18 protein-coding genes are annotated in these 20,452 nt (G+C 72.1%); 4 read left to right on the top strand and 14 right to left on the bottom strand.

The window, feature by feature from the left end:
- Nucleotides 1-151 precede the first annotated feature (151 nt).
- Entirely contained in the window at nt 152-1,873 is a 1,722-nt protein-coding gene (gene leuA / locus ACGF8A_RS26570; protein ID WP_393112357.1) for a 2-isopropylmalate synthase, read from the bottom strand.
- A 390-nt stretch (nt 1,874-2,263) separates the two neighbouring features.
- Between leuA and ACGF8A_RS26575 the strand changes: the two genes are divergently transcribed.
- From ACGF8A_RS26575 to ACGF8A_RS26590, 4 genes are all read left to right on the top strand, one after another.
- Nucleotides 2,264-3,319, top strand: a complete 1,056-nt coding sequence (locus ACGF8A_RS26575; RefSeq protein ID WP_393112359.1) for a M4 family metallopeptidase — start codon at nt 2,264-2,266, stop codon at nt 3,317-3,319.
- 48 nt (nt 3,320-3,367) lie between these two features.
- Nucleotides 3,368-3,634, top strand: coding sequence for a protealysin inhibitor emfourin (locus ACGF8A_RS26580; protein ID WP_393112361.1), 267 nt, complete (start codon nt 3,368-3,370; stop codon nt 3,632-3,634).
- Nucleotides 3,635-3,706: 72 nt separating this feature from the next.
- Entirely contained in the window at nt 3,707-5,011 is a 1,305-nt protein-coding gene (locus tag ACGF8A_RS26585) for a GH1 family beta-glucosidase (RefSeq protein ID WP_393112363.1), read from the top strand.
- Entirely contained in the window at nt 5,008-6,255 is a 1,248-nt protein-coding gene (locus ACGF8A_RS26590) for an MFS transporter (RefSeq protein WP_393112365.1), read from the top strand. Before ACGF8A_RS26585 ends, ACGF8A_RS26590 begins: the two co-directional genes overlap by 4 nt.
- Nucleotides 6,256-6,259: 4 nt before the next feature.
- On the opposite strand, the gene era is transcribed toward ACGF8A_RS26590, so the two are convergent.
- The 13 genes from era to ACGF8A_RS26655 form a co-directional block, all read right to left on the bottom strand.
- A complete protein-coding gene (era, locus tag ACGF8A_RS26595) occupies nt 6,260-7,213 on the bottom strand; it encodes a GTPase Era (protein ID WP_393112367.1) in 954 nt (317 codons plus the stop codon).
- A gap of 109 nt (nt 7,214-7,322) precedes the next feature.
- Complete coding sequence (locus ACGF8A_RS26600) at nt 7,323-7,799, bottom strand: hypothetical protein (RefSeq protein WP_393112369.1); 477 nt, start codon at nt 7,797-7,799, stop codon at nt 7,323-7,325.
- A gap of 362 nt (nt 7,800-8,161) precedes the next feature.
- The gene (locus tag ACGF8A_RS26605) at nt 8,162-8,515 is read right to left on the bottom strand and encodes a cytidine deaminase (RefSeq protein WP_393112371.1); all 354 of its coding nucleotides are present in this window, start codon (nt 8,513-8,515) and stop codon (nt 8,162-8,164) included.
- A gap of 31 nt (nt 8,516-8,546) precedes the next feature.
- Complete coding sequence (locus tag ACGF8A_RS26610; RefSeq protein ID WP_393112373.1) at nt 8,547-8,906, bottom strand: MmcQ/YjbR family DNA-binding protein; 360 nt, start codon at nt 8,904-8,906, stop codon at nt 8,547-8,549.
- Complete coding sequence (locus ACGF8A_RS26615) at nt 8,903-10,210, bottom strand: hemolysin family protein (RefSeq protein WP_393112375.1); 1,308 nt, start codon at nt 10,208-10,210, stop codon at nt 8,903-8,905. The genes ACGF8A_RS26610 and ACGF8A_RS26615 overlap by 4 nt, the downstream gene beginning before the upstream one ends.
- On the bottom strand, nt 10,207-10,704 hold the full coding sequence (gene ybeY / locus ACGF8A_RS26620) for an rRNA maturation RNase YbeY (protein ID WP_393112377.1): 498 nt from the start codon (nt 10,702-10,704) through the stop codon (nt 10,207-10,209). Before ybeY ends, ACGF8A_RS26615 begins: the two co-directional genes overlap by 4 nt.
- Nucleotides 10,705-10,716: 12 nt before the next feature.
- Nucleotides 10,717-11,793, bottom strand: coding sequence for a PhoH family protein (locus tag ACGF8A_RS26625; protein ID WP_393112379.1), 1,077 nt, complete (start codon nt 11,791-11,793; stop codon nt 10,717-10,719).
- A 147-nt stretch (nt 11,794-11,940) separates the two neighbouring features.
- Nucleotides 11,941-13,047 (bottom strand): carbohydrate kinase family protein, encoded by a 1,107-nt coding sequence (locus tag ACGF8A_RS26630; RefSeq protein WP_393112464.1) that lies wholly within the window; start codon nt 13,045-13,047, stop codon nt 11,941-11,943.
- Between the two features lie 266 nt (nt 13,048-13,313).
- Nucleotides 13,314-14,603, bottom strand: coding sequence for a glucarate dehydratase family protein (locus tag ACGF8A_RS26635; RefSeq protein WP_393112381.1), 1,290 nt, complete (start codon nt 14,601-14,603; stop codon nt 13,314-13,316).
- Between the two features lie 235 nt (nt 14,604-14,838).
- The gene (locus ACGF8A_RS26640) at nt 14,839-15,831 is read right to left on the bottom strand and encodes an adenosine deaminase (protein WP_393112383.1); all 993 of its coding nucleotides are present in this window, start codon (nt 15,829-15,831) and stop codon (nt 14,839-14,841) included.
- A gap of 20 nt (nt 15,832-15,851) precedes the next feature.
- Nucleotides 15,852-16,757, bottom strand: a complete 906-nt coding sequence (locus ACGF8A_RS26645; RefSeq protein ID WP_393112385.1) for a ribonuclease Z — start codon at nt 16,755-16,757, stop codon at nt 15,852-15,854.
- 6 nt (nt 16,758-16,763) lie between these two features.
- Nucleotides 16,764-17,117, bottom strand: a complete 354-nt coding sequence (locus ACGF8A_RS26650; RefSeq protein WP_393112387.1) for a histidine triad nucleotide-binding protein — start codon at nt 17,115-17,117, stop codon at nt 16,764-16,766.
- A 76-nt stretch (nt 17,118-17,193) separates the two neighbouring features.
- On the bottom strand, nt 17,194-20,394 hold the full coding sequence (locus ACGF8A_RS26655) for a S41 family peptidase (protein WP_393112389.1): 3,201 nt from the start codon (nt 20,392-20,394) through the stop codon (nt 17,194-17,196).
- Between the last annotated feature and the right edge of the window lie 58 nt (nt 20,395-20,452).

Genomic DNA, 20,452 nt, shown 5'->3' on the forward strand with positions numbered 1-20,452 from the left:
GGCAACATCGCCGCGCTGGCGTGATGTTAGCCACATCCGTGAGGCGGAGTCAGCACCCCGGACGAGACCTCTCCGTGACCTGGCCGGTAACCGACGGGGCCCCGCCCGCCGGAAATCGGCGGACGGGGCCCGAAACGCCCGGTCAGAGGGGTCAGCGAGCCGCCCGGTTGACGGCCGAGACGACCGCCTTCAGTGACGCACGTGTCGTGTTCGCATCGATGCCGATCCCCCAGAGGACCTTGTCGTCGATCGCGCATTCGATGTACGAGGCGGCCTGGGCCGAGGCGCCCTCGCTCATGGTGTGCTCCTGGTAGTCCAGCAGCCGTACGTCGATGCCGATGGACTGCAGGGCGTCGAAGAACGCCGAGATCGGGCCGTTGCCGGTGCCGGACAGGACGGTGTCCTCGCCGTCGACGGTGGCCTCGACGGTGAGCTCGTCCACGCCGTCCGTGTCGGTCGTCGACTGTCCCGTCCTGACCTGGATCCGGCCCCACGGGTTCTCCGGGTTCGGCAGGTACTCGTCCTCGAAGATCGCCCAGATGTCCTTCGGCGTGACCTCGCCGCCGTCGGCGTCCGTCTTCGCCTGGATGATCTTCGAGAACTCGATCTGCATCCGGCGCGGCAGGTCCAGCTTGTGCTCGTTCTTCAGCACGTACGCGACGCCGCCCTTGCCGGACTGCGAGTTCACGCGGATGACCGCCTCGTAGGAGCGGCCCACGTCCTTGGGGTCGATCGGCAGGTACGGGACCGCCCACTCGATGTCGTCGACGGTGACGCCCCTGGCCGCCGCGTCGGCCTCCATGGCGTCGAAGCCCTTCTTGATGGCGTCCTGGTGGGAGCCGGAGAAGGACGTGTAGACCAGGTCGCCCACGTACGGGTGGCGCGGGTGGACCTCCATCTGGTTGCAGTACTCCCACGTGCGACGGATCTCGTCGATGTCGGAGAAGTCGATCTGCGGGTCGACACCCTGCGAGAACAGGTTCATGCCCAGGGTGACCAGGTCGACGTTGCCGGTGCGCTCGCCCTGCCCGAACAGGCAGCCCTCGACCCGGTCGGCGCCGGCCATCAGCGCCAGCTCGGCCGCCGCCACGGCCGTACCGCGGTCGTTGTGCGGGTGGACGGACAGGCAGACGTGCTCACGGCGGGAGAGGTGGCGGCCCATCCACTCGAAGCGGTCGGCGTGCGTGGAGGGCGTGGAGCGCTCGACGGTGGCGGGCAGGTTCAGGATGATCTCGCGGCCGGGACCCGGCTGCCAGACGTCCATGACCGCCTCGCAGACCTCCAGCGCGAAGTCCAGCTCGGTGTCGGTGAAGATCTCGGGGCTGTACTGGTAGCCGAACTCGGTCTCCGCGTCGAGCAGCTTGTCCGCGTACTCCATGACCAGCCGGGTGCCGTCGACGGCGATCTGCTTGATGTCGTCCTCGGAGCCGCGGAAGACGACCCGGCGGAAGACCGGAGCGGTGGCGTTGTACAGGTGCACGGTGGCCCGCCTGGCGCCCTTCAGGGACTCGACGGTGCGCTCGATGAGGTCCTCACGCGCCTGCGTGAGCACCGAGATCGTGACGTCGTCCGGGATGGCGTTCTCGTCCTCGATGATCGAGCGCACGAAGTCGAAGTCGGTCTGGCCGGAGGCCGGGAAACCGACCTCGATCTCCTTGTAGCCCATCCGGACCAGCAGATCGAACATCGCGCGCTTACGGGCCGGCGACATGGGGTCGATCAGCGCCTGGTTGCCGTCGCGCAGGTCGGTGGAGAGCCAGCGGGGGGCAGCGGTGATCCGGTTCTGCGGCCAGGTACGGTCGGGGATGTCGACCTGGTCGTAGCGACCGTACTTGTGGATCGGCAGGGAACTGGGCTGCTGGCGATTTGCCATGGTGGCGTGGGCTCCTCGAGAAATCCGGTGGGATCCGGGGTCCGGAAGGACGGCCGACGACGCAACGCCAAGCTCCGCGGGGAGGGAGTCGGCCTCGACTACAGGCCCTCGCCGCGGCAGCTAAGAAGAAGCAGCCCGAAACGCATGATGCACAGCATGCTAGTCGAGCCCCTCACAAACGTGCGGTTCCGTATCAGTATGCGGGATCCGGAGGTATTCGCGGGGCGCGGGGAACGACGCGAGAACCACCCGCACACCCGCACACCCGCACACCCGCACACCCGCAGCCAATAACACAGCGCGACCACCCCCCACCCGCACATCCCCACATTTCACCAATCAAGGTTGCGGATAGTGACACTCCGACGACTCGGTGCCAAGGTGCGGAGCATGACTCGCGTCTTCTGCACGATCGTGCCCCCGCACGTCCTCGACAAGCTCGCCCGGTCCGAGGACCCGGCCCTGTCCGGCCCCGCCCGCCGGACCCTCCAGCGTGACGCCTACGAGCGCACCCACCGCCGCCTCACCACGGTCATCGGCGCGCCCACCGTCACCCCGCCCGCCGCAGCCGCCGAAGGCAAACCGCACCGCACGATCTACGACGCCCAGCACCGCACGGGCCTGCCCGGGAAGAAGGTCCGCGACGAGGGTGACGAGCCCGGCAGGGACGCCACGGTCAACCGCGCCTACGCCGGCCTCGGCGCCACCTTCGAGCTGTTCCTCAAGGCCTACGGCCGCGACTCGATCGACGGCTGCGGCCTCCCCCTCGACGCGACCGTGCACTACGACGAGGAGTACAACAACGCCTTCTGGAACGGCGAGCAGATGGTCTTCGGTGACGGGGACGGCGAGATCTTCCTCGACTTCACCCTTCCGATCGACGTCATCGGCCACGAACTCGCCCACGGCGTGACCCAGTACACGGCGAACCTCACCTACTTCGGCCAGCCCGGCGCCCTCAACGAGTCCGTCTCCGACGTCTTCGGCGCGCTGATCAAGCAGTACACGCTCGGCCAGACCGCCGCCGAGGCCGACTGGCTGATCGGCGCCGGCCTGCTCGCCCCGCGGGTGAGCGGGGTGGCCCTGCGCTCGATGAAGGCCCCGGGCACGGCGTACGACGACGACGTGCTCGGCAAGGACCCGCAGCCCGCGACGATGGACGCGTACGTGCGCACCGGGCGCGACAACGGCGGTGTCCACATCAACTCCGGGATCCCCAACCACGCCTTCTACCTCGCCGCCACCGCCCTCGGCGGGCACGCCTGGGAGCGGGCGGGGCAGGTCTGGTACGACGTGCTGACCGGCGGCGAGCTGAAGGAGGACGCCATGTTCGCCGAGTTCGCCACGCTGACCGTCTCCGCCGCGAAGGCGCGCTTCGGCGACGGCAGCGACGAGCTGCGGGCGGTGGCCAAGGCATGGGAGCAGGTCGGCGTGCGGACGCTGTAGGCCCGTACCCCTCCTCACGGCGGCCAGGTTCGTACTAGACAGGGGTCCATGCGTATTCAGGTGCGGCGTACGGGCGGTTTCGCGGGCATCGAGCGGCAGGCCGAGGTGGACACCTCGGGGCGGCCGGACGCGCCCGAGTGGCACGCGCTCGCCGAGCGGGCGCTCATGGCGGGCCGGGGCGCGCCGCCCGCCGGGGTGCCGGACGGGTTCAGCTACCGGATCACCGTGGACGGCAGGACGGTGTATTGCGCGGACCCCCGGCTGACCGAGGAGCAGCGCCGGCTGATCGCGAGGGTGCTGAAGGAAGGGGCGTGACTCCCCGCCTCACAACTCCCGCTTCACACGCAGGCGTTGACTTCCGTTACCGGCGGTACCGATGATCCGCGGATGGCGACGAACCCCGTACCCCCGTTCCCGGCCGGCTTCCTGTGGGGCGTCTCGACCTCCGCGCACCAGATCGAGGGCGCGGCCGAGCTGCGCGAACCGTCCGTGTGGGACGCGTTCACGGCCCAGCCGGGACGGGTCAAGGACGGCTCCACCGCACAGGTGGCCTGCGACCACTACCACCGCTACCGCGAGGACGTGGCGCTCCTGGCCGGCCTGGGGGTGGACGCGTACCGCTTCTCGGTCTCCTGGCCGCGGGTCCGCTCGGCCGGCGGCCTCGGGTTCTACGACCGGCTGGTGGACGAGCTGTGCGGGGCGGGCGTACGGCCGGTCCCGACGCTCTTCCACTGGGATCTGCCCGCGGGGCTCGACTGGCTGGAGCGGGACACGGCGGCACGGTTCGCGGAGTACGTGGCGGTGGTGGCCGAGCGGCTCGGGGACCGGGTCACGAAGTGGATCACCCTCAACGAGCCCGCCGAGCACACACTGCTGGGTCACGCCCTCGGTGTCCACGCGCCCGGCCGGCGGCTGCTGTTCGACGCGCTGCCGGTCGCCCACCACCAGCTCCTGGCACACGGGCTGGCGGTGCGGGCCCTGCGGGCGGCAGGCGCGGCGGACGTCGGGATCGCCAACTCGCACGGACCGGCCTGGCCCGCGTCGCGGGAGAGCGCCGACGTGGCGGCGGCGGACTTCTACGACACCCTGGTGAACCGGCTGTTCGCGGACCCGCTGCTGCTGGGCGAGTACCCCGCGGGGATCGGGGAGCTGATGCCGGGGGACGTGGCGTCCGACCTGAAGGTGATCTCGGAGCCGGTCGACTGGTACGGGATCAACTACTACGCGCCGACCCGGGTCGGGGCGCCGGAGGGCACGGAGATCGAGTTCGGCGGGGTGCGGCTGCCGGCCGAACTGCCCTTCTCGGTGCGGGAGATCGAGGGCGTTCCGGTCACGGACTTCGGCTGGCCTGTGGTGCCGGAGGCACTGACCGAGCTGCTCACCGGGTTCCGGGACCGGTACGGCGAACGGCTGCCGCCGGTGGTGATCACCGAGAACGGGTGCTCGTACGAGGGGCTCGACGACCAGGCGCGGATCGCCTATCTGGACGGCCATGTGCGGGCGCTGCACGCGGCGCTGGCGGCGGGCGTGGACGTGCGCGGCTACTTCGTGTGGTCGTTGCTGGACAACTTCGAGTGGGCCGAGGGGTACGCCCGGCGGTTCGGGCTGGTCCACGTGGACCACGAGACGCTGCAGCGCACGCCGAAGGCCTCGTACCGCTGGTTCGCAGAGCTGCTGCGGGCCCAGAGATGAAGGTCGTCCCGGCGGCTCTCGCCGAGCCCGTGGCGCGGGTCGGCCGTGGCTGGACGGCCTCACTGGCGCTGGCCAACGGGGCGGTCTGGGTGGGCTGGTACGGCCCCCTGCAGATCCTGCTCGCGATGCAGGCGGAGGACTTCGCGCCCGGCACCGGCATGTCCAAGGAGACGCTGCTGGCGTGGGTGACGGGCGCGGGCGCGGCGGTGTCGCTGGTGGCGAACCCGGTGTGGGGCGCGCTGTCCGACCGTACGACGTCCCGGCTGGGCCGCCGTACGCCGTGGATCGTGGCCGGCGCGGCCGGCGGGGCGCTGTCGCTGCTGGTGCTCGCTGCCGCGGGCGGGCTGTGGGCGATGGTGGCGGGCTGGTGCCTGGTGCAGCTGACGCTGAACGCGGCGTTCGCGGCGGTGACGGCGGCGGTGCCGGACCGGGTGCCGCGGCTGCAGCGCGGCGCGGTGGGCGGCTGGCTGGGGGCCGCGCAGATCCTGGGCGTGGTCGGCGGTACGGGGCTCGCGACGGCGGCGGGCGGGGTCGGGGCCGGATACGTGGCGTGCGCCGTGTTCGTGACGGTGGGGGTGCTGCCGTATGTGCTGGGCCGTGCGGATCTGCGGCTCGCGGTGACGGACCGGCCCCCGTGGTCGTGGCGGGGGTTTCTGGCGGGTTTCCGGCTGAGCCCGAGGCGCCACCCCGACCTGGCCTGGGCCTGGCTGACCCGGTTCCTGATCAACCTCAGCAACGCGCTGGTGCTTCTCTACCTCCTCTACTACCTGCGCGACCGCCTGCACCACGAGGACCCGGAGGCGGGGGTGCTGATCCTGACCGCGGTGAACGGGGTGACGCTGCTGACCACCGTCGTCGCCGGCGGCGTCTGGTCGGACCGGGTGGGGCGGCGCAAGCCGTTCGTGATCTGGTCGGGGGTGCTGATGGCGGTGGCCACGGCGCTGCTCTCGGGCTGGCAGACCTGGCCGGGCGCGATCGTCGCGGCGGCGGTGCTGGGCATCGGCTTCGGCGTGTTCACGTCGGTGGACTTCGCGCTGATGACCGACGTGCTGCCTGCGGCGCTGGACCGCGGCAAGGACCTGGGCGTGATCAACGTGGCCAACGCGCTCCCACAGGTCGCGGCGCCCGCCCTGGCCGCCCCGATCGTCACGCATCTCGGCGGCTACCGGGTGCTGTACCTGGTGGCCGCCGGGATCGGGCTGGCGGGGGCACTGCTGGTGCGCCGGATCAGGGGCGTCGACTGACGGCTCAGAAGCCCAGCTTGCGCAGCTGCTTCGGGTCGCGCTGCCAGTCCTTGGCCACCTTCACGTGCAGGTCCAGGAAGACCGGCGTCCCGAGCAGCGCCTCGATCTGGCGGCGGGACTTGATGCCGACCTCCTTCAGGCGCCGGCCCTTGGGGCCGATGATGATGCCCTTCTGGCTGGGGCGCTCGATGTAGACGTTGGCATGGATGTCGAGCAGGGGCTTGTCGGCGGGGCGGTCCTCACGCGGGAGCATCTCCTCCACGACGACGGCGATGGAGTGCGGCAGCTCGTCACGCACGCCCTCCAGCGCGGCCTCCCGGATCAGCTCCGCGATCATGACCTGCTCGGGCTCGTCGGTCAGATCGCCCTCGGGGTAGAGCGCCGGGCCCTCGGGGAGCAGCGGGACGAGGAGGTCCGCGAGCAGGTTCACCTGCTTGTCCCCCACCGCCGACACCGGCACGATCTCCGCCCACTCGATGCCCAGCTCCTTGCCGAGCTGATCGACCGCGATGAGCTGCTCGGCCAGGGCCTTGCTGTCGACCAGGTCGGTCTTCGTGACGATCGCGACCTTGGGCGACTTCTTGATCCCGGCGAGTTCCTTGGCGATGAACCGGTCACCGGGGCCGATCTTCTCGTTCGCCGGCAGGCAGAAGCCGATCACGTCGACCTCGGCCCAGGTCGTACGCACCACGTCGTTGAGCCGCTCGCCGAGCAGTGTGCGCGGTTTGTGCAGCCCGGGGGTGTCCACCAGGATCAGCTGTGCGTCGGGCCGGTGCACGATGCCCCGGACCGTGTGCCGCGTGGTCTGCGGCTGGTTCGCGGTGATCGCGACCTTCTGCCCGACCAGTGCGTTCGTGAGGGTGGACTTGCCCGCGTTGGGGCGGCCCACGAAGCAGGCGAAGCCGGCCCGGTGGACAGTCTCGGCCGGCTGCTCGGATGACGGGGTACGAACGCTCATGGCGCCCATTCTCCCTGATCGCCGAAGCCCGACGTACCGCGATTCCCGGCTGGCGGGCGGGCGCGGCCCCGGCGCCCGGTCACGTCCTGGGCCGCGCCCGCCCGAGGGCTCAGTCGAACACGAACGGGCCCGGCGACTGCGGCCCCGTCGCCTTGCAGGTGATGGTGATGCCGAAGACGGTCATCCGCAGCGAGCCGCCGTAGGCCTCCAGGCTGTCGCCGGAGGCCACGGTGCCGCTGAGCGGTCCCACGGTGACGGGGTCGCCGGCGGCCATCGCCGGGTTCTCCCTGCCGCTGAAGACGGTGCTGCCGCCACCGCCCTTGACCAGGGTGAGCGTGGACGCGACGGAGTCGGCCCCGAGACCGATCGGGGCGGTGATCTCGGTGGAGGTCAGGGTCATGGTGGCCGCCGTGCCGTCCTGCGTGGCGGTGAGGGTGGCCTCGCCGCCGCCGAAGCCGGAGCAGTCGGCGGTGAGGGTCGCCGACCCCGGCGTGACCGCCAGGGCCGCGGGCGCGAGGAGGACGCCGGTGACCGCGAGGGCGCCGATCGTCAGTGCCGCACCGGAGGCGATGCGCATGCCTTTCATGGGGGGTTCCCTTCCCGTCGGGGGGATGCCATGTGGGGAATGGTCGGGAGGAACGCCGGCGGACCACCCGGGCAGCGGGGTGCGGGCGCGCTGCGCGAGCTCGGAAGCTGACGGTCCGTCGGAACTTACGGTTCCATTGATGCGCGAGTGGTGCACGACGGCAAGGCGTATTTCCGGCCTCCGTGGGGCCGGGGCGGAGGCGTGGGGCGGAGGCCTGGAGGCGGCAGCAGCCCCCAGCGCCGGTTCAGCCTGCTTCAGGTCGCTTCAGGTCGCTTCAGGTCGCTTCAGCAGCTTCCGGGCGCTCAGGAGCTTTCCGGGCGCTCAGCAGCTTCCGCCGCGCTCCAGATCCGCTTCCACACGCTTCAGCCCGCGGAGACAGTCAGCCGCACGGCTCCGTCCGGCCCGGCCACCAGCACCGGCGTGCCCGCGCCGCCCAGATCCCGTACGGCCGCCAGGTCCTCCGCCGACGCGGCGTCGGCCTCCGTGACGACCGCCGCCGCCTCCAGCGACTTCGCGCCCGACGCCACCGCCATGGCCACCGCCGTCCGCAGGGCGCTGAGCTTCAGCGAGTCCAGGCCCACGGTCCCGGCGACATACGTACGCCCCGTCTCGTCCCGCACCGCGGCCCCCTCGGGGACGCCGTTGCGGGCCCGGGCCGAGCGGGCCAGGGTGACGATCTTGCGGTCCTCGGGGGCGAGTGCGTTGCTGTCGGTCATGCCCTGAGCATACGGAGCCTGGCGGCCCGGTTCAGGGGCGGTCCAGGCGCAGCCGTTCGGCGCGCGGCAGACCGGCCACCACCAGGTCGTAGGAGTCCTCGATCAGCTCCTCGACCAGCCGCGCGGGGAGCGCGCCGTCCACCGTGACGGTGTTCCAGTGCCGCTTGTTCATGTGCCAGCCGGGAACGATGAGGCCGGGGTGGTCGGCGCGCAGACGCACCGCGTCCTCGGGGTCGCACTTGAGGTTCACCGTGAGCGGGCGGGCGTCCAGGCCGGCCAGGGCGAACATCTTGCCCAGCACCTTGAACACGGAGACCTCGGGGCCGAACGGGAACTCCTCGACGGCCGCGTTGAAGGACAGGCAGAGGGCGCGCAGCTGCTGGGGGGTCACTCCGGCTTCGTCTCCTCCTGCACCGGATCCTCCGGGGCCACCGGCTCCACCAGCACGGTCACGATCTTGTTCCGGCGTCCGGCGGCGGCCTCCGCGGTCAGCCGCAGTTCCCGGCCGTCCGGCAGCTCGACCACGGACGTGGCCCCGGCGATGGGGACCCGGCCCAGCGCCTTGGCCAGCAGCCCGCCGACCGTCTCCACGTCCTCGTCGTCGTACGACTCCAGCCCGTACAGCTCGCCGAGGTCACCGATGTCGAGGCGGGCGGTGACCCGGTGGCGGTCCTGGCCCAGGGGCTCCACGGGCGGCAGTTCCCGGTCGTACTCGTCGGTGATCTCGCCGACGATCTCCTCCAGGATGTCCTCGATGGTCACGATCCCGGCCGTGCCGCCGTACTCGTCGATCACGACGGCGACGTGGTTGTGCTCCTTCTGCATCTCGCGCAGCAGGTCGCCGGCGTTCTTGGTGTCCGGCACGAAGAACGCGGGCCGCATGGCCGTCGAGACCAGCTCGGTCTCGGCGTCCCGGCTGATGTGCGTCTTGCGGACGAGGTCCTTCAGGTACACGATCCCGACGATGTCGTCCTCGCTCTCCCCGGTGACCGGGATCCGCGAGAAGCCGGACCTGAGCGCGAGCGTCAGGGCCTGGCGGATGGTCTTGTAGCGCTCGATGACGACCAGGTCGGTGCGCGGGACCATCACCTCCCGCACGAGGGTGTCGCCCAGCTCGAAGACCGAGTGCACCATGCGGCGCTCGTCGTCCTCGATCAGGGACTCCGCCTCGGCGAGGTCGACCAGGGCGCGCAGCTCCGCCTCCGAGGCGAAGGGGCCGCGCCGGAAGCCCTTGCCGGGGGTCAGGGCGTTGCCGATGAGGATCAGCAGGGACGGGATCGGGCCCATGATCCGGGCCAGCGGGACCAGGACGTAGGCCGCCGCGGTGGCCGTGTTCAGCGGGTGCTGACGGCCGATGGTGCGCGGGGAGACGCCGACGGCGACGTACGACAGGAGGACCATGACCGCGATGGCGATCAGCAGCGCCTCGGTGGTGCTGTCGAACTCGTTCAGGCAGGCGTACGTGACCAGCGCGGCCGCGGCCATCTCGCAGGCCACGCGGACCAGCAGCGCCACGTTGAGGTAGCGGGTGGGGTCGGCGGCCACCTGGGCGAGCTTCGCGCCGCCGCGCCGGCCGGAGCGCACCGCCTCCTCGGCGCGGAAGCTGGAGACGCGGGCGAGGCCGGCCTCCGCGCAGGCGGCGAGCCAGGCGACGACGACCAGCGCGACGGCGCCGGTGATCAGCGGGATGCTCATGACACGGTGGGGGCCGGGGAGGGGCCGGTGAGACCCGTCTCGGCGCGCCAGCCGTCCACGATGGCTGCCTGGAGGCCGAACATCTCGGCCTTCTCGTCGGGTTCCTCGTGGTCGTACCCGAGCAGGTGCAGCACTCCGTGGACGGTCAGGAGCTGGAGCTCCTCGTCCATGGAGTGCTGCGTCGGGGCCTCGGCCCCCTGCTTGGCGGCGACCTCGGGGCACAGCACGATGTCACCGAGCAGGCCGCTGGGCGGCTCGTCCTCGTCCTTCGACGGCGGGCGCAGCTCGTCCATCGGGAACGACATGACGTCGGTCGGGCCTGGCAGGTCCATCCACTGGATGTGCAGCTGCTCCATGGCGTCGGCGTCCACGACGATCACCGAGAGCTCGGACAGCGGGTGGATGCGCATCCTCGCGAGCGCGTAGCGGGCGATGTCGAGGATCGCCTGCTCGTCGACCTCGGTTCCGGACTCGTTGTTGACGTCGATCGACATGGTCGTGCTGGTCTACTTCCCTCTGGTCTTCTTGGCGCCGGTCCTGCCACGGCCGCCCTTGTGGGCGCCGTTCTCCGTGCCGTTCTCGCTGTCGAACTTCTCGTACGCGTCGACGATACGGCCCACGAGCTTGTGCCGGACGACATCGTGGGACGACAGCCGGGAGAAGTGGACGTCCTCGACGCCCTCCAGGATCTCCTGCACCTGCCGCAGACCGGACTTGGTGCCGCCGGGCAGGTCGACCTGGGTCACGTCACCCGTGATCACGATCTTCGAGTCGAAGCCGAGGCGGGTGAGGAACATCTTCATCTGCTCGGGGCTCGTGTTCTGGGCCTCGTCCAGGATGATGAAGGCGTCGTTCAGGGTGCGGCCACGCATGTATGCCAGCGGAGCCACCTCGATGGTCCCCGCCGCCATCAGCCGCGGAATGGAGTCCGGGTCGATCATGTCGTGCAGCGCGTCGTAGAGCGGGCGCAGATAGGGGTCGATCTTCTCGTAGAGCGTGCCGGGCAGGAAGCCCAGACGCTCGCCGGCCTCGACCGCCGGGCGGGTCAGGATGATGCGGTTGACCTGCTTGGACTGCAGGGCCTGCACGGCCTTGGCCATGGCGAGGTAGGTCTTGCCGGTGCCGGCGGGGCCGATGCCGAAGACGATCGTGTGCTTGTCGATCGCGTCGACGTAGCGCTTCTGGTTGAGGGTCTTGGGCCGGATCGTGCGACCGCGCGAGGACAGGATGTTCTGGGTGAGCACCTGGGCCGGCGTCTCTTCCGTGCCCTCGCCGTTCTCCGTCGCCCGGAGCATGGCGATCGAGCGTTCCACTGCGTCCTCCGTCATCGGCTGCCCGGTGCGGAGCACCAGCATCATCTCGTCGAACAGGCGCTGGACGAGGGCGACTTCCGCCGCGGGTCCGACCGCGCTGATCTCGTTGCCCCGGACGTGGATGTCGGCCGCCGGGAAGGCCTTCTCGATCACGCGCAGGAGGGCGTCGCCGGACCCCAGGACGGTCACCATGGGGTGCTGGGCGGGGACGGTGAAGTGTGCTCTCGCCTGCCCCTGCGCGGGGGTGTGAGCTGTGGGTGTCTGAGTCATGGGCCGGCGCTGAAGGCCTGCAGGTCCTCCTCGATACGACTCGCCTGCCACAAGGGCGGCCTGGCGACTTCCAGAGTACGCCGGAGGACTGACATCGCCGTAGGGCTTTTCCGCGCGCCGTGCGGCACACGGGCCCGGGGGACGGGGTCAGGCGGACCGGCCGAAGCCGATCGTGGGGACCGCGCGGCGCAGCGGCCAGGGGCGCGCCGTGGCGGGGATCAGGTCCTCCAGAAAGGCGTACCGGCGCAGTGCCGCGGGCTCCTGGTCGTCGTACGACTGGACCTTGCGCCACCAGGCCGCGATCTCGGACCAACCGGGGGCCGAGAGGGAGCCGCCGAACTCCTGGACGGACAGGGCCGCCGTCAGGCCGGCGAAGGCGACGCGGTCGGCGAGGGGCCACTCGGCCAGGGTGCCGGTGACGAAGCCGGCGACGAAGACGTCTCCCGCGCCGGTGGGGTCGAGGGCCTCGACGTCGATCGCCGGGACCGCGGCGCTCTCGCCCGTGCGCCCGTCCACGGCGTACGCGCCGTCCGCACCGAGGGTGACCACGGCGAGCGGCACGTGCTCGGTGAGGGCGTGCGCGGCGGCGCGGGGGCAGGTGGCGCCGGTGTAGCGCATCGCCTCCTCGGCGTTGGGCAGGAACGCCTCGCAGTGCTGGAGGTCGGCGAGGCCCGCCAGGTCCCAGGCGCCGGTGTCGTCCCAGCCGACGTCGGCGAAGATGCGGGTGCCCCTGCTCGCGGCCTGCGCGATCCAGGGGGCGCGCTCGCCGGGGGTGAGCGAGGCGACGGCGGCACGCGCGCGCGGGAGGCAGTCGGGAGCGGGTTCCTCGGGGGGCGGCTCGTGGCCGTGGGAGACCATCGTGCGCTCCCCCTCGTACGCCATGGACACGGTCACCGGGGAGTGCCAGCCGGGCACCGTGCGCGACGCGGTGAGGTCGATGCCCTCGCCCTGCTCCAGGGCGTCCCAGCAGTAGTCGCCGTAGTGGTCGTCGCCGAAGGCCGCCGCGAGGGAGGTCTTCAGGCCGAGCCGGGACAGCGCGGTCGCCATGTTGGCGACGCCTCCCGGGCTCGACCCCATCCCGCGCGCCCAGGACTCGGTCCCGCGCACCGGCGCGGAGTCGAGCCCGGTGAAGATGATGTCGAGGAAGACCGTGCCGGTGAGATACACGTCCCACGGCGGCTCGCCCGGCCCGCGCAGGGCGGCGAGGGGGTCGACATGGGCGTGGCAGTACCGGCCTTCCCGGATGGCCGGCATCGCTCTGGCGGTGGGCAGCGGCCCCTCTCCGGCGGACCCGATCACAGTGCGCTCCCTGATGTGGTACTGACCTCGCCAGTGTGCACCACGTCACGGCGGACGGTTTCGCGGCCGGAAGGACCGCGGCGCGGGCAGCCGTGGTCCGGCCGGCGCCGGCCGCCGTCGCGCGGGCCGTGCCCGGACCCGGCCGCCCCGCAGCCGGTCACGGCTTCGGGGTCGGGTCGGAAGGTCGTGCGGCGCCCCGGTCGCGGGCCGGGCGAAGTGGGTCACCAGCGGGGCATGGCGGGCGTGACCCACCGTGGGTCGGCGGCCCGCATCGCCGCCGCGTCGTCGCGGTCGCGCAGCGCGCCGTCGTCGTCCAGCCAGCGCCGGTGCAGCGGGGCAAGCCGCTCCCGGTCGAGTTCGACGCCCAGACCGGGGGCGTCCGGGACCTTCACGGACCCGTCCTCGAAGACCAGCCGCTCCGTGAGCACGTCCTCGGCCTGCCAGGGGTAGTGGGAGTCGCAGGCGTGGCGCAGGCCGGGGACGGTGGCAGCCACGTGGGTCATCGCGGCGAGGCTGATCCCGAGGTGGGTGTTGGAGTGCATGGACACCCCGACGCCGAAGGTCCGGCAGACGGCGGCGAGCTGCTGGGTGTTGCGCAGCCCGCCCCAGTAGTGGTGGTCGGAGAGGACGACCTGGACGGCGCCACGTGCGAACGCCTCCCCGATCTCGGCGAACGTCGTCACACACATGTTGGTGGCGAGCGGCACGCCGGTCCGCCCGGCGACCTCGGCCATCGCGGGCGTGCCCAGCGCCGGGTCCTCCAGGTACTCCAGGAGGTCACCGATCTCCCCGGCCATCTCGACCGACGTCCCGACGGACCAGGCGCCGTTGGGGTCGAGGCGCAGCGGATGCCCGGGGAAGGCCCCGGCCAGCGCCCGTACGGCCGCGATCTCCTCGTGGGGCGGGAAGACGCCCCCCTTGAGCTTGAACGACGAGAACCCGTACCGCTCCTTGAACCTCCGCGCCTGCCGCACGACCCCGGCCGGGTCGAGCGCGGCGCCCCAGTCGTCCCGTTCGGCCTGGACACCGGGCGGGTGCTCGGCCCACCTGTAGAACAGGTAGGCGCTGTACTCGACCGCGTCGCGCACCTTGCCGCCGAGCAGCGCGTGCACGGGCAGGCCGAGCGCCTTGCCCAACGCGTCCAGGCAGGCCACCTCGAAGCCGGAGACGACGGACAGCCGCAGCTTGTCCGCGGTCTGCACCCCGCGCAGGCCGCCGACGTCCACCGCTTCCGAGACCCGCGAGGCGTCCACGGCCACCTCGTCGGCGACGGCGAAGAGGCCGTTGAGGTCGCTGACCTGCCGTCCCTTCAGCTTCTGCGCGAACGGCCGCGCCAGCTCCAGGTACCTGGTGTCCCCGTACGTCTCGCCGACGCCTCTCACGCCGTCCGCGGTGACCACCTCCACGATCAGCCGGGGCGTGTACGGCTGGTGCACGCCCTGGGTGTTGAGCAGCGGCGGGTCGGCGACCAGGACCGGGGTCAGTGTCACGTCCGTGACGGTGAGGTTCACAGGCGGCTCCTACGAGGTCGGGTCCGGTGGTGAGCGGGGTCCTCGGCTCGGCGAGGCGGGCCGCGCAGAGGTCGGCGAGCGGCGGACGGATCCGGCCGGGCGGCAGCGCAGCGTCCATGTATGGAGACGGAGATTAGATAGATGAACGTCGGCCGTCAATGGCCGCACGCTCGCCTACGGCACGGCCGGACCCCGGCAGGCGGCGGCGGCACCGGGATCCGCGACCGTCTGAGGCCTACGGGAACTCGTACGCCTCGACCTCCGCCAGGTACCGCGCCCGGCGCTCCTCGTCGTGCTCCAGGAAGGACGCGGAAAAGGAGTTGCGGGCCAGCTCGCGCAGCTGCTCCTCGCCGAGCCCCAGGGCCGCGCGCACGGCGTCGAAGTTGTCGCCCGCGTACCCGCCGAAGTAGGCCGGGTCGTCGGAGTTGACGGTGCACAGCAGTCCGGCGTCGAGCATGGCGGGCAGCGGGTGGTCGGCGAGCACGTCGACGGCGCGCAGCCGCACGTTGGACAGCGGGCACAGCGTCAGCGGGATCCGCTCCCGCACCAGCCGGTCCACCAGCGCCGGGTCCTGCAGGCAGCGCAGCCCGTGGTCGACGCGCTCCACGCCGAGCACGTCGAGGGCCTCGGTGATGTACTGCGGCGGCCCCTCCTCACCCGCGTGCGCGACCCGCCGCAGCCCGAGGGCGGCGGCGGCCTCGTACCCCTCGCGGAACTTCACCGGCGGGTGTCCCACCTCGGCGGAGTCCAGGCCCACCCCGGTGATCCGGTGCAGATACGGCTTCGCCGCCTCCAGGGTCGCCGTCGCCGACTCGGCGGACTCGTCCCGCAGGAAGCACATGATCAGCTGGGTGGAGACGCCGTGTTCACGCTCGCTGTGCTCCAGCGCCCGCCACAGCCCCTCGACCACGGTGCCCATCGCGACGCCCCGGGCCAGGTGCGCCTGCGGGTCGAAGAAGATCTCCGCGTGCCGTACGCCCTGGGCGGCGGCCCGGGCGAGGTAGGCGTGCGCGAGGTCGGCGAAGTCCTGCTCGGTGCGCAGCACGGCCATGAGCTCGTAGTACAGGTTCAAAAAGGACCGCAGATCCTCGAACCGGTACGCGCGGCGCAGTTCCTCGGTGTCCGCGTAGGGCAGCTCCACACCGTTGCGCGCGGCGAGCTCGAAAGCGAGCTCCGGCTCCAAGGTGCCTTCGATATGCAGGTGCAGTTCGGCTTTCGGGAGGGGCATCAGTTCATCGTACGAGCGCTTCACCTGCGCTTCGGAACCGGCACTCTCAGTAGGTCGTGCGCCACGCTCAGCTCCCCCTCGAACCCGGCCGCCCGCGCCTGCCGCTCGAACTCCTCCGCCCCCACGTAGCGCTGGCTGAAGTGGGTGAGCACCAGATGCCGTACGCCGCTCTCCGCCGCCACCCGCGCCGCCTGGCCGGCCGTCAGATGACCGTGCTCCACGGCGAGCTCCACGTCCTCGTCGAGGAAGGTCGACTCGATGACGAGCATGTCGCACCCCTCGGCGAGGGCGTACACGCCGTCGCACAGCCGGGTGTCCATGACGAACGCGAACCGCTGCCCGCTCCGCACCTCGCTGACCGCTTCGAGAGTGACCCCGCCGAGCACGCCCTCACGCTGGATCCGGCCCACGTCCGGCCCGCTGATGCCGTGCGCCGCGAGCCGCTCCGGCAGCATGCGGCGCCCGTCGGGCTCGACCAGGCGATAGCCGTACGCCTCGACCGGGTGCGAGAGCTTGCGGGCCTCCAGACGGTAGGACGCCGAGGAGGCGAGCACCCCGTCCCGGTCCACCGGCTCCTCGGCGATCCGCACCGTCTCGCGGTAGGCGGTGGCGTACCGCAGCCGTTCGAAGAAACGCTGCCCGGAACGCGGGTAGTGCGCGGTGACAGGGTGGGGCACCTGGTCGAGGTTGATCCGCTGGATGACCCCGGCGAGGCCCAGCGAGTGGTCCCCGTGGAAGTGCGTGACGCAGAGCCGGTTCAGGTCGTGCGCGGCGACCCCGGCGCGCAGCATCTGGCGCTGGGTGCCCTCGCCGGGGTCGAAGAGGATGCCCTCCCCGTCCCACCGCAGCAGGTAACCGTTGTGGTTGCGGTGCCGGGTCGGGACCTGGCTGGCGGTGCCGAGGACCACCAGTTCACGTACGGACACGGCGGTCTACCCGGGGGGCCATTCCAGTCCGCGGCCGCCCAGGACGTGGGCGTGCGCGTGCCAGACGGTCTGGCCGGCGCCGGTGCCGGTGTTGAAGACGATCCGGTAGCTCTCCAGCTTCTCGTCGTCGGCTACCGCCTGCGTCTCGCGCAGGACGTCGGCGGCGAGCGCCGGTGCGGCGGCCGCGAGCGTCGCGGCGTCCCGGTGGTGCGCCTTGGGGATCACCAGCACGTGGGTGGGCGCCTGGGGGTTGATGTCCCGGAAGGCGACGGTCGTGTCCGTCTCACGGACGATCGTCGCAGGGATGGTTCCGGCAACGATCTTGCAGAACAGGCAGTCGTCCTGCGGCTCCCCTGCCATGGTCCCTCCGGGGGTCAGGTGCGTTTCGGGCATCGTATCGTCGCCGGGTGCGGGGCGTGGGGGCCGGCCGCGCCCCTCAGGTGGGCAGGCCCGGCGGAGTTCCGGCCGGACGCTCCTGAAGTGCCTCCATGGCCAGCCTTATCGCCTCGTCCAGTTGGACGTCCCGGCCCGCCGCGTGGTCCTGCGGGCGCTGGACGACCTCCACGTCCGGGTCGACGCCGTGGTTCTCCACGCCCCAGCCGTACCCCTCGAGCCAGAAGGCGTACTTCGGCTGGGTGACCAGCGTGCCGTCCACCAGCCGGTACCGGCTGTCGATGCCGATCACGCCGCCCCACGTGCGCACCCCGACCACCGGGCCGAGGCCGAGCGCCTTGAACGCCGCGTTGACGATGTCGCCGTCCGACCCGGAGAACTCGTCGGCGACGGCGACGACGGGCCCGCGCGGCGCGTCCTGCGGGTAGCTGTAGGGCCGCATCCCGCGCGGCACCGCCCAGCCGACGACCCGCCGGGCCAGCTTCTCCACCACCAGCTGGGAGGTGTGGCCGCCCCGGTTCTCCCGGACGTCCACGACCAGCCCCTCGCGGGCCACCTCCACCCGCAGGTCCCGGTGGATCTGCGCCCATCCCGGCGCCTGCATGTCGGGCACATGGAGATAGCCGAGCCGCCCGCCGGACCGCTCGTGCACGTACGCCCGCCGGTCCGCGACCCACGCGTGGTAGCGCAGCGGCTCCTCGTCGGCGACCGGCACGACGACCGCGTGCCGCACCTCGCCCCCGCCGGACGGCGAGACGGTCAGCTCGACCGGCTTGTCGGCCGTACCGACCAGCAGCGGCCCCGGGCCGGTCACCGGATCCACCGCGCGTCCGGCCACCGCCACGATCGCGTCCCCGGCGCGCACCGCGGCACCGGGGGCGGCCAGCGGGGAGCGGGCGTCCGGGTCGGAGGTCTCCGAGGGCAGGACGCGGTCGATGCGCCAGCTGCCGTCCGGGTGCCGGGAGATGTCCGCGCCGAGCAGCCCCTGCCGGGCACCGTCGCCGTGCCCGCCGCGCGGGACGACGTAGGCGTGCGACGTGCCCAGTTCGCCCTGCACCTCCCACAGGAGGTCCACCAGGTCGTCGTGGGTGGCGACCCGGTCAAGGACGGGCCGGTAGCGGTCGAGGACGCCGTCCCAGTCGACGCCGCTCATGTCCGGCCGCCAGAAGTGGTCGCGCATGATGCGGCCGGTCTCTTCGTACATCTGCCGCCACTCGGCGGCCGGTTCGACGGTCTGGCGGACGCGGGTGAGGTCGACGGTGACGTTCGTGTCGCTGTCGTCGTCGCCGGAGGCGCGCCGGTCGCTGGGTACGACCTTCAGCCGGCCGTCGGTCCACAGCAGCACCCGCTTGCCGTCGCCGCTGACCGCGAAGTGGTCGGCGTCGGCCGCTAGGTGCTCCAGGCGCTGCTGGGTGAGGTCGTAGCGCTCCAGCTCGGTCTTGGGGTCGGGATCGTCCGGGGTGGCCCGGGCGGAGCCCAGGACGCCCTGGACGGGGTGGCGCAGCCACAGCACGCCGTCCTTCGCGGCACGCAGGCTGGAGTAGCGCCCGGCCTCGACCGGGAACGGCACGATCCGGTCGGCGAGGCCTTCGAGGTCGATCCGTGTCGACGGCGCGCCCTGGCTGTCGGGCGTCTCGTCCTTGTCCGGCGTCTCGAAGGGGCGCCCGTGCCGCTGCGGGCCGAACGGGGAGGGCGTGGTCGCGGACAGCGTGATCAGGTGCGGCCGGTCGCCGACCACGAAGGCCAGGTCGAAGACGTGCTCGTCGTAGACCGGGTCGAAGGCGCGGTTGGACAGGAACGCGAGGTGCTTGCCGTCGGCGGTGAAGGCGGGGGCGTAGTCCTGGAAACGCAGCGGGGTCGCCTCGGTGACCGACAGGTCGGTGGTGTTGGCGAGCTTCAGCTGGCACAGCGGGCGCGGGCCGGGGTGCGACCAGGCGAGCCAGGCGGAGTCGGGCGAGAAGACCAGCCCGCGCACGTCACCGTTCTCGCTGCGGTCGACCTCGCGCACCTCGCCGGACTCCCGCTCGACGAGCAGCAGCCGTCCGTCGTGCGAGGCGACCGCGGCGCGGCTGCCGTCGGGGGCCATGGCGAGCCCGAGGACCCGGCCGAGCTGTCCGGCGGCGAGCCGGCGCGGGATCGAGCCCGGCGTCAGCCCGGTGGCGGGCGCGAACTCCAGGGCGTCCTCGCCCTCGGCGTCCGTCACCCACACCACCCACTCCTCGCCCTCGGCCCGGAAGGTGCGGGGCAGCCGGGCCCGGACGCCGGGTTCGGCGGCGAGCGCGCGGGCGGGCCCGGAGCGGTGGGTCACCCAGTGCACGCCGCCCCGCACGGCGACCGCGCTGCCACGCGCGGTGTGGTCGGGGGACGCCGAGCCGAACCAGCGCGAGGCGTTGACCGGGTAGGGCTGGCGGTCGGTGCGCTGTCCGCCGAGCCGGATGCCGAGGCGGCGCGGCTCGGCCCCGTCGAGGTCGTCCATCAGCCACAGTTCACCGGCGCAGGCGTAGACGACGCGGGCGCCGTCGCTCGCCGCGTGCCGGGCGTAGAAGCCGTCGAGAGGTGTGTGCCGGCGCAGGTCGGAGCCGTCGGCGAGGGAGGAGTACAGGGCGCCGGTGCCCTCGTGGTCGGAGAGGAAGGCGATCCGGTCGCCGGCCCAGGCCGGGAACTCGATGTTGCCGTCCAGGTCCGCGTGCAGCCGTACGAACTCGCCGTCGCCCTCGCGGTCGATCCACAGCTTGCCCGCGGTACCGCCCCGGTACCGCTTCCACGCGGCGGCCTCGCGGCCCATCGTCGCGGACAGCAGCACGGTGTGCGGGCCGTGGGCGACCTCGCCGACCGGGCCGTACGGCAGTCGCCGCGAGGGTCCGCCGTCGAGCGGGACGGCGTGCGCCCAGGTACGGCGGAGGCTGGCCTGACCGTGGGTGGTGAGGGCGAGGACCTCCCCGTCGGGGGTCCAGCCGCGCACCCGGGTCGTCCAACTGCCCCAGTACGTCAGCCGCCTGGCGGGGCCGCCGTCGACGGGTGCGACGTGCACCTCGGGGGCGCCGTCGCGGGTGGAGGTCCAGGCGACGGTGGTGCCGTCGGGGGAGATACGCGGCAGGGTCACCGGCACGTTGTCGGCGCTGACCCGCCAGGCGCGCCCGCCGTCGAGCGGCGCGAGCCAGACGTCGTCCTCGGCGGTGAAGGCCACCAACTCGCCCTGGACATGCGGAAACCGGAGATACGCGGGCACTGCGGACTGGGTCACCAGGTCACCCTACGCAGGCACCGGGTCCGCGCACAGAGGTTTGGATCACTTGACTCAG

It is taken from the genome of Streptomyces sp. NPDC047706, from assembly GCF_043204795.1.
Classification (GTDB): domain Bacteria; phylum Actinomycetota; class Actinomycetes; order Streptomycetales; family Streptomycetaceae; genus Streptomyces.

What these genes read in the sequence shown, in the direction of transcription:
- leuA (WP_393112357.1), bottom strand. Translation starts at nt 1,873, where the DNA reads ATGGCAAATCGCCAGCAGCCCAGTTCCCTGCCGATCCACAAGTACGGT.
- ACGF8A_RS26575 (WP_393112359.1), top strand. Translation starts at nt 2,264, where the DNA reads ATGACTCGCGTCTTCTGCACGATCGTGCCCCCGCACGTCCTCGACAAG.
- ACGF8A_RS26580 (WP_393112361.1), top strand. Translation starts at nt 3,368, where the DNA reads ATGCGTATTCAGGTGCGGCGTACGGGCGGTTTCGCGGGCATCGAGCGG.
- ACGF8A_RS26585 (WP_393112363.1), top strand. Translation starts at nt 3,707, where the DNA reads ATGGCGACGAACCCCGTACCCCCGTTCCCGGCCGGCTTCCTGTGGGGC.
- ACGF8A_RS26590 (WP_393112365.1), top strand. Translation starts at nt 5,008, where the DNA reads ATGAAGGTCGTCCCGGCGGCTCTCGCCGAGCCCGTGGCGCGGGTCGGC.
- era (WP_393112367.1), bottom strand. Translation starts at nt 7,213, where the DNA reads ATGAGCGTTCGTACCCCGTCATCCGAGCAGCCGGCCGAGACTGTCCAC.
- ACGF8A_RS26600 (WP_393112369.1), bottom strand. Translation starts at nt 7,799, where the DNA reads ATGAAAGGCATGCGCATCGCCTCCGGTGCGGCACTGACGATCGGCGCC.
- ACGF8A_RS26605 (WP_393112371.1), bottom strand. Translation starts at nt 8,515, where the DNA reads ATGACCGACAGCAACGCACTCGCCCCCGAGGACCGCAAGATCGTCACC.
- ACGF8A_RS26615 (WP_393112375.1), bottom strand. Translation starts at nt 10,210, where the DNA reads ATGAGCATCCCGCTGATCACCGGCGCCGTCGCGCTGGTCGTCGTCGCC.
- ybeY (WP_393112377.1), bottom strand. Translation starts at nt 10,704, where the DNA reads ATGTCGATCGACGTCAACAACGAGTCCGGAACCGAGGTCGACGAGCAG.
- ACGF8A_RS26625 (WP_393112379.1), bottom strand. Translation starts at nt 11,793, where the DNA reads ATGACTCAGACACCCACAGCTCACACCCCCGCGCAGGGGCAGGCGAGA.
- ACGF8A_RS26630 (WP_393112464.1), bottom strand. Translation starts at nt 13,047, where the DNA reads ATGCCGGCCATCCGGGAAGGCCGGTACTGCCACGCCCATGTCGACCCC.
- ACGF8A_RS26640 (WP_393112383.1), bottom strand. Translation starts at nt 15,831, where the DNA reads ATGCCCCTCCCGAAAGCCGAACTGCACCTGCATATCGAAGGCACCTTG.
- ACGF8A_RS26650 (WP_393112387.1), bottom strand. Translation starts at nt 17,117, where the DNA reads ATGGCAGGGGAGCCGCAGGACGACTGCCTGTTCTGCAAGATCGTTGCC.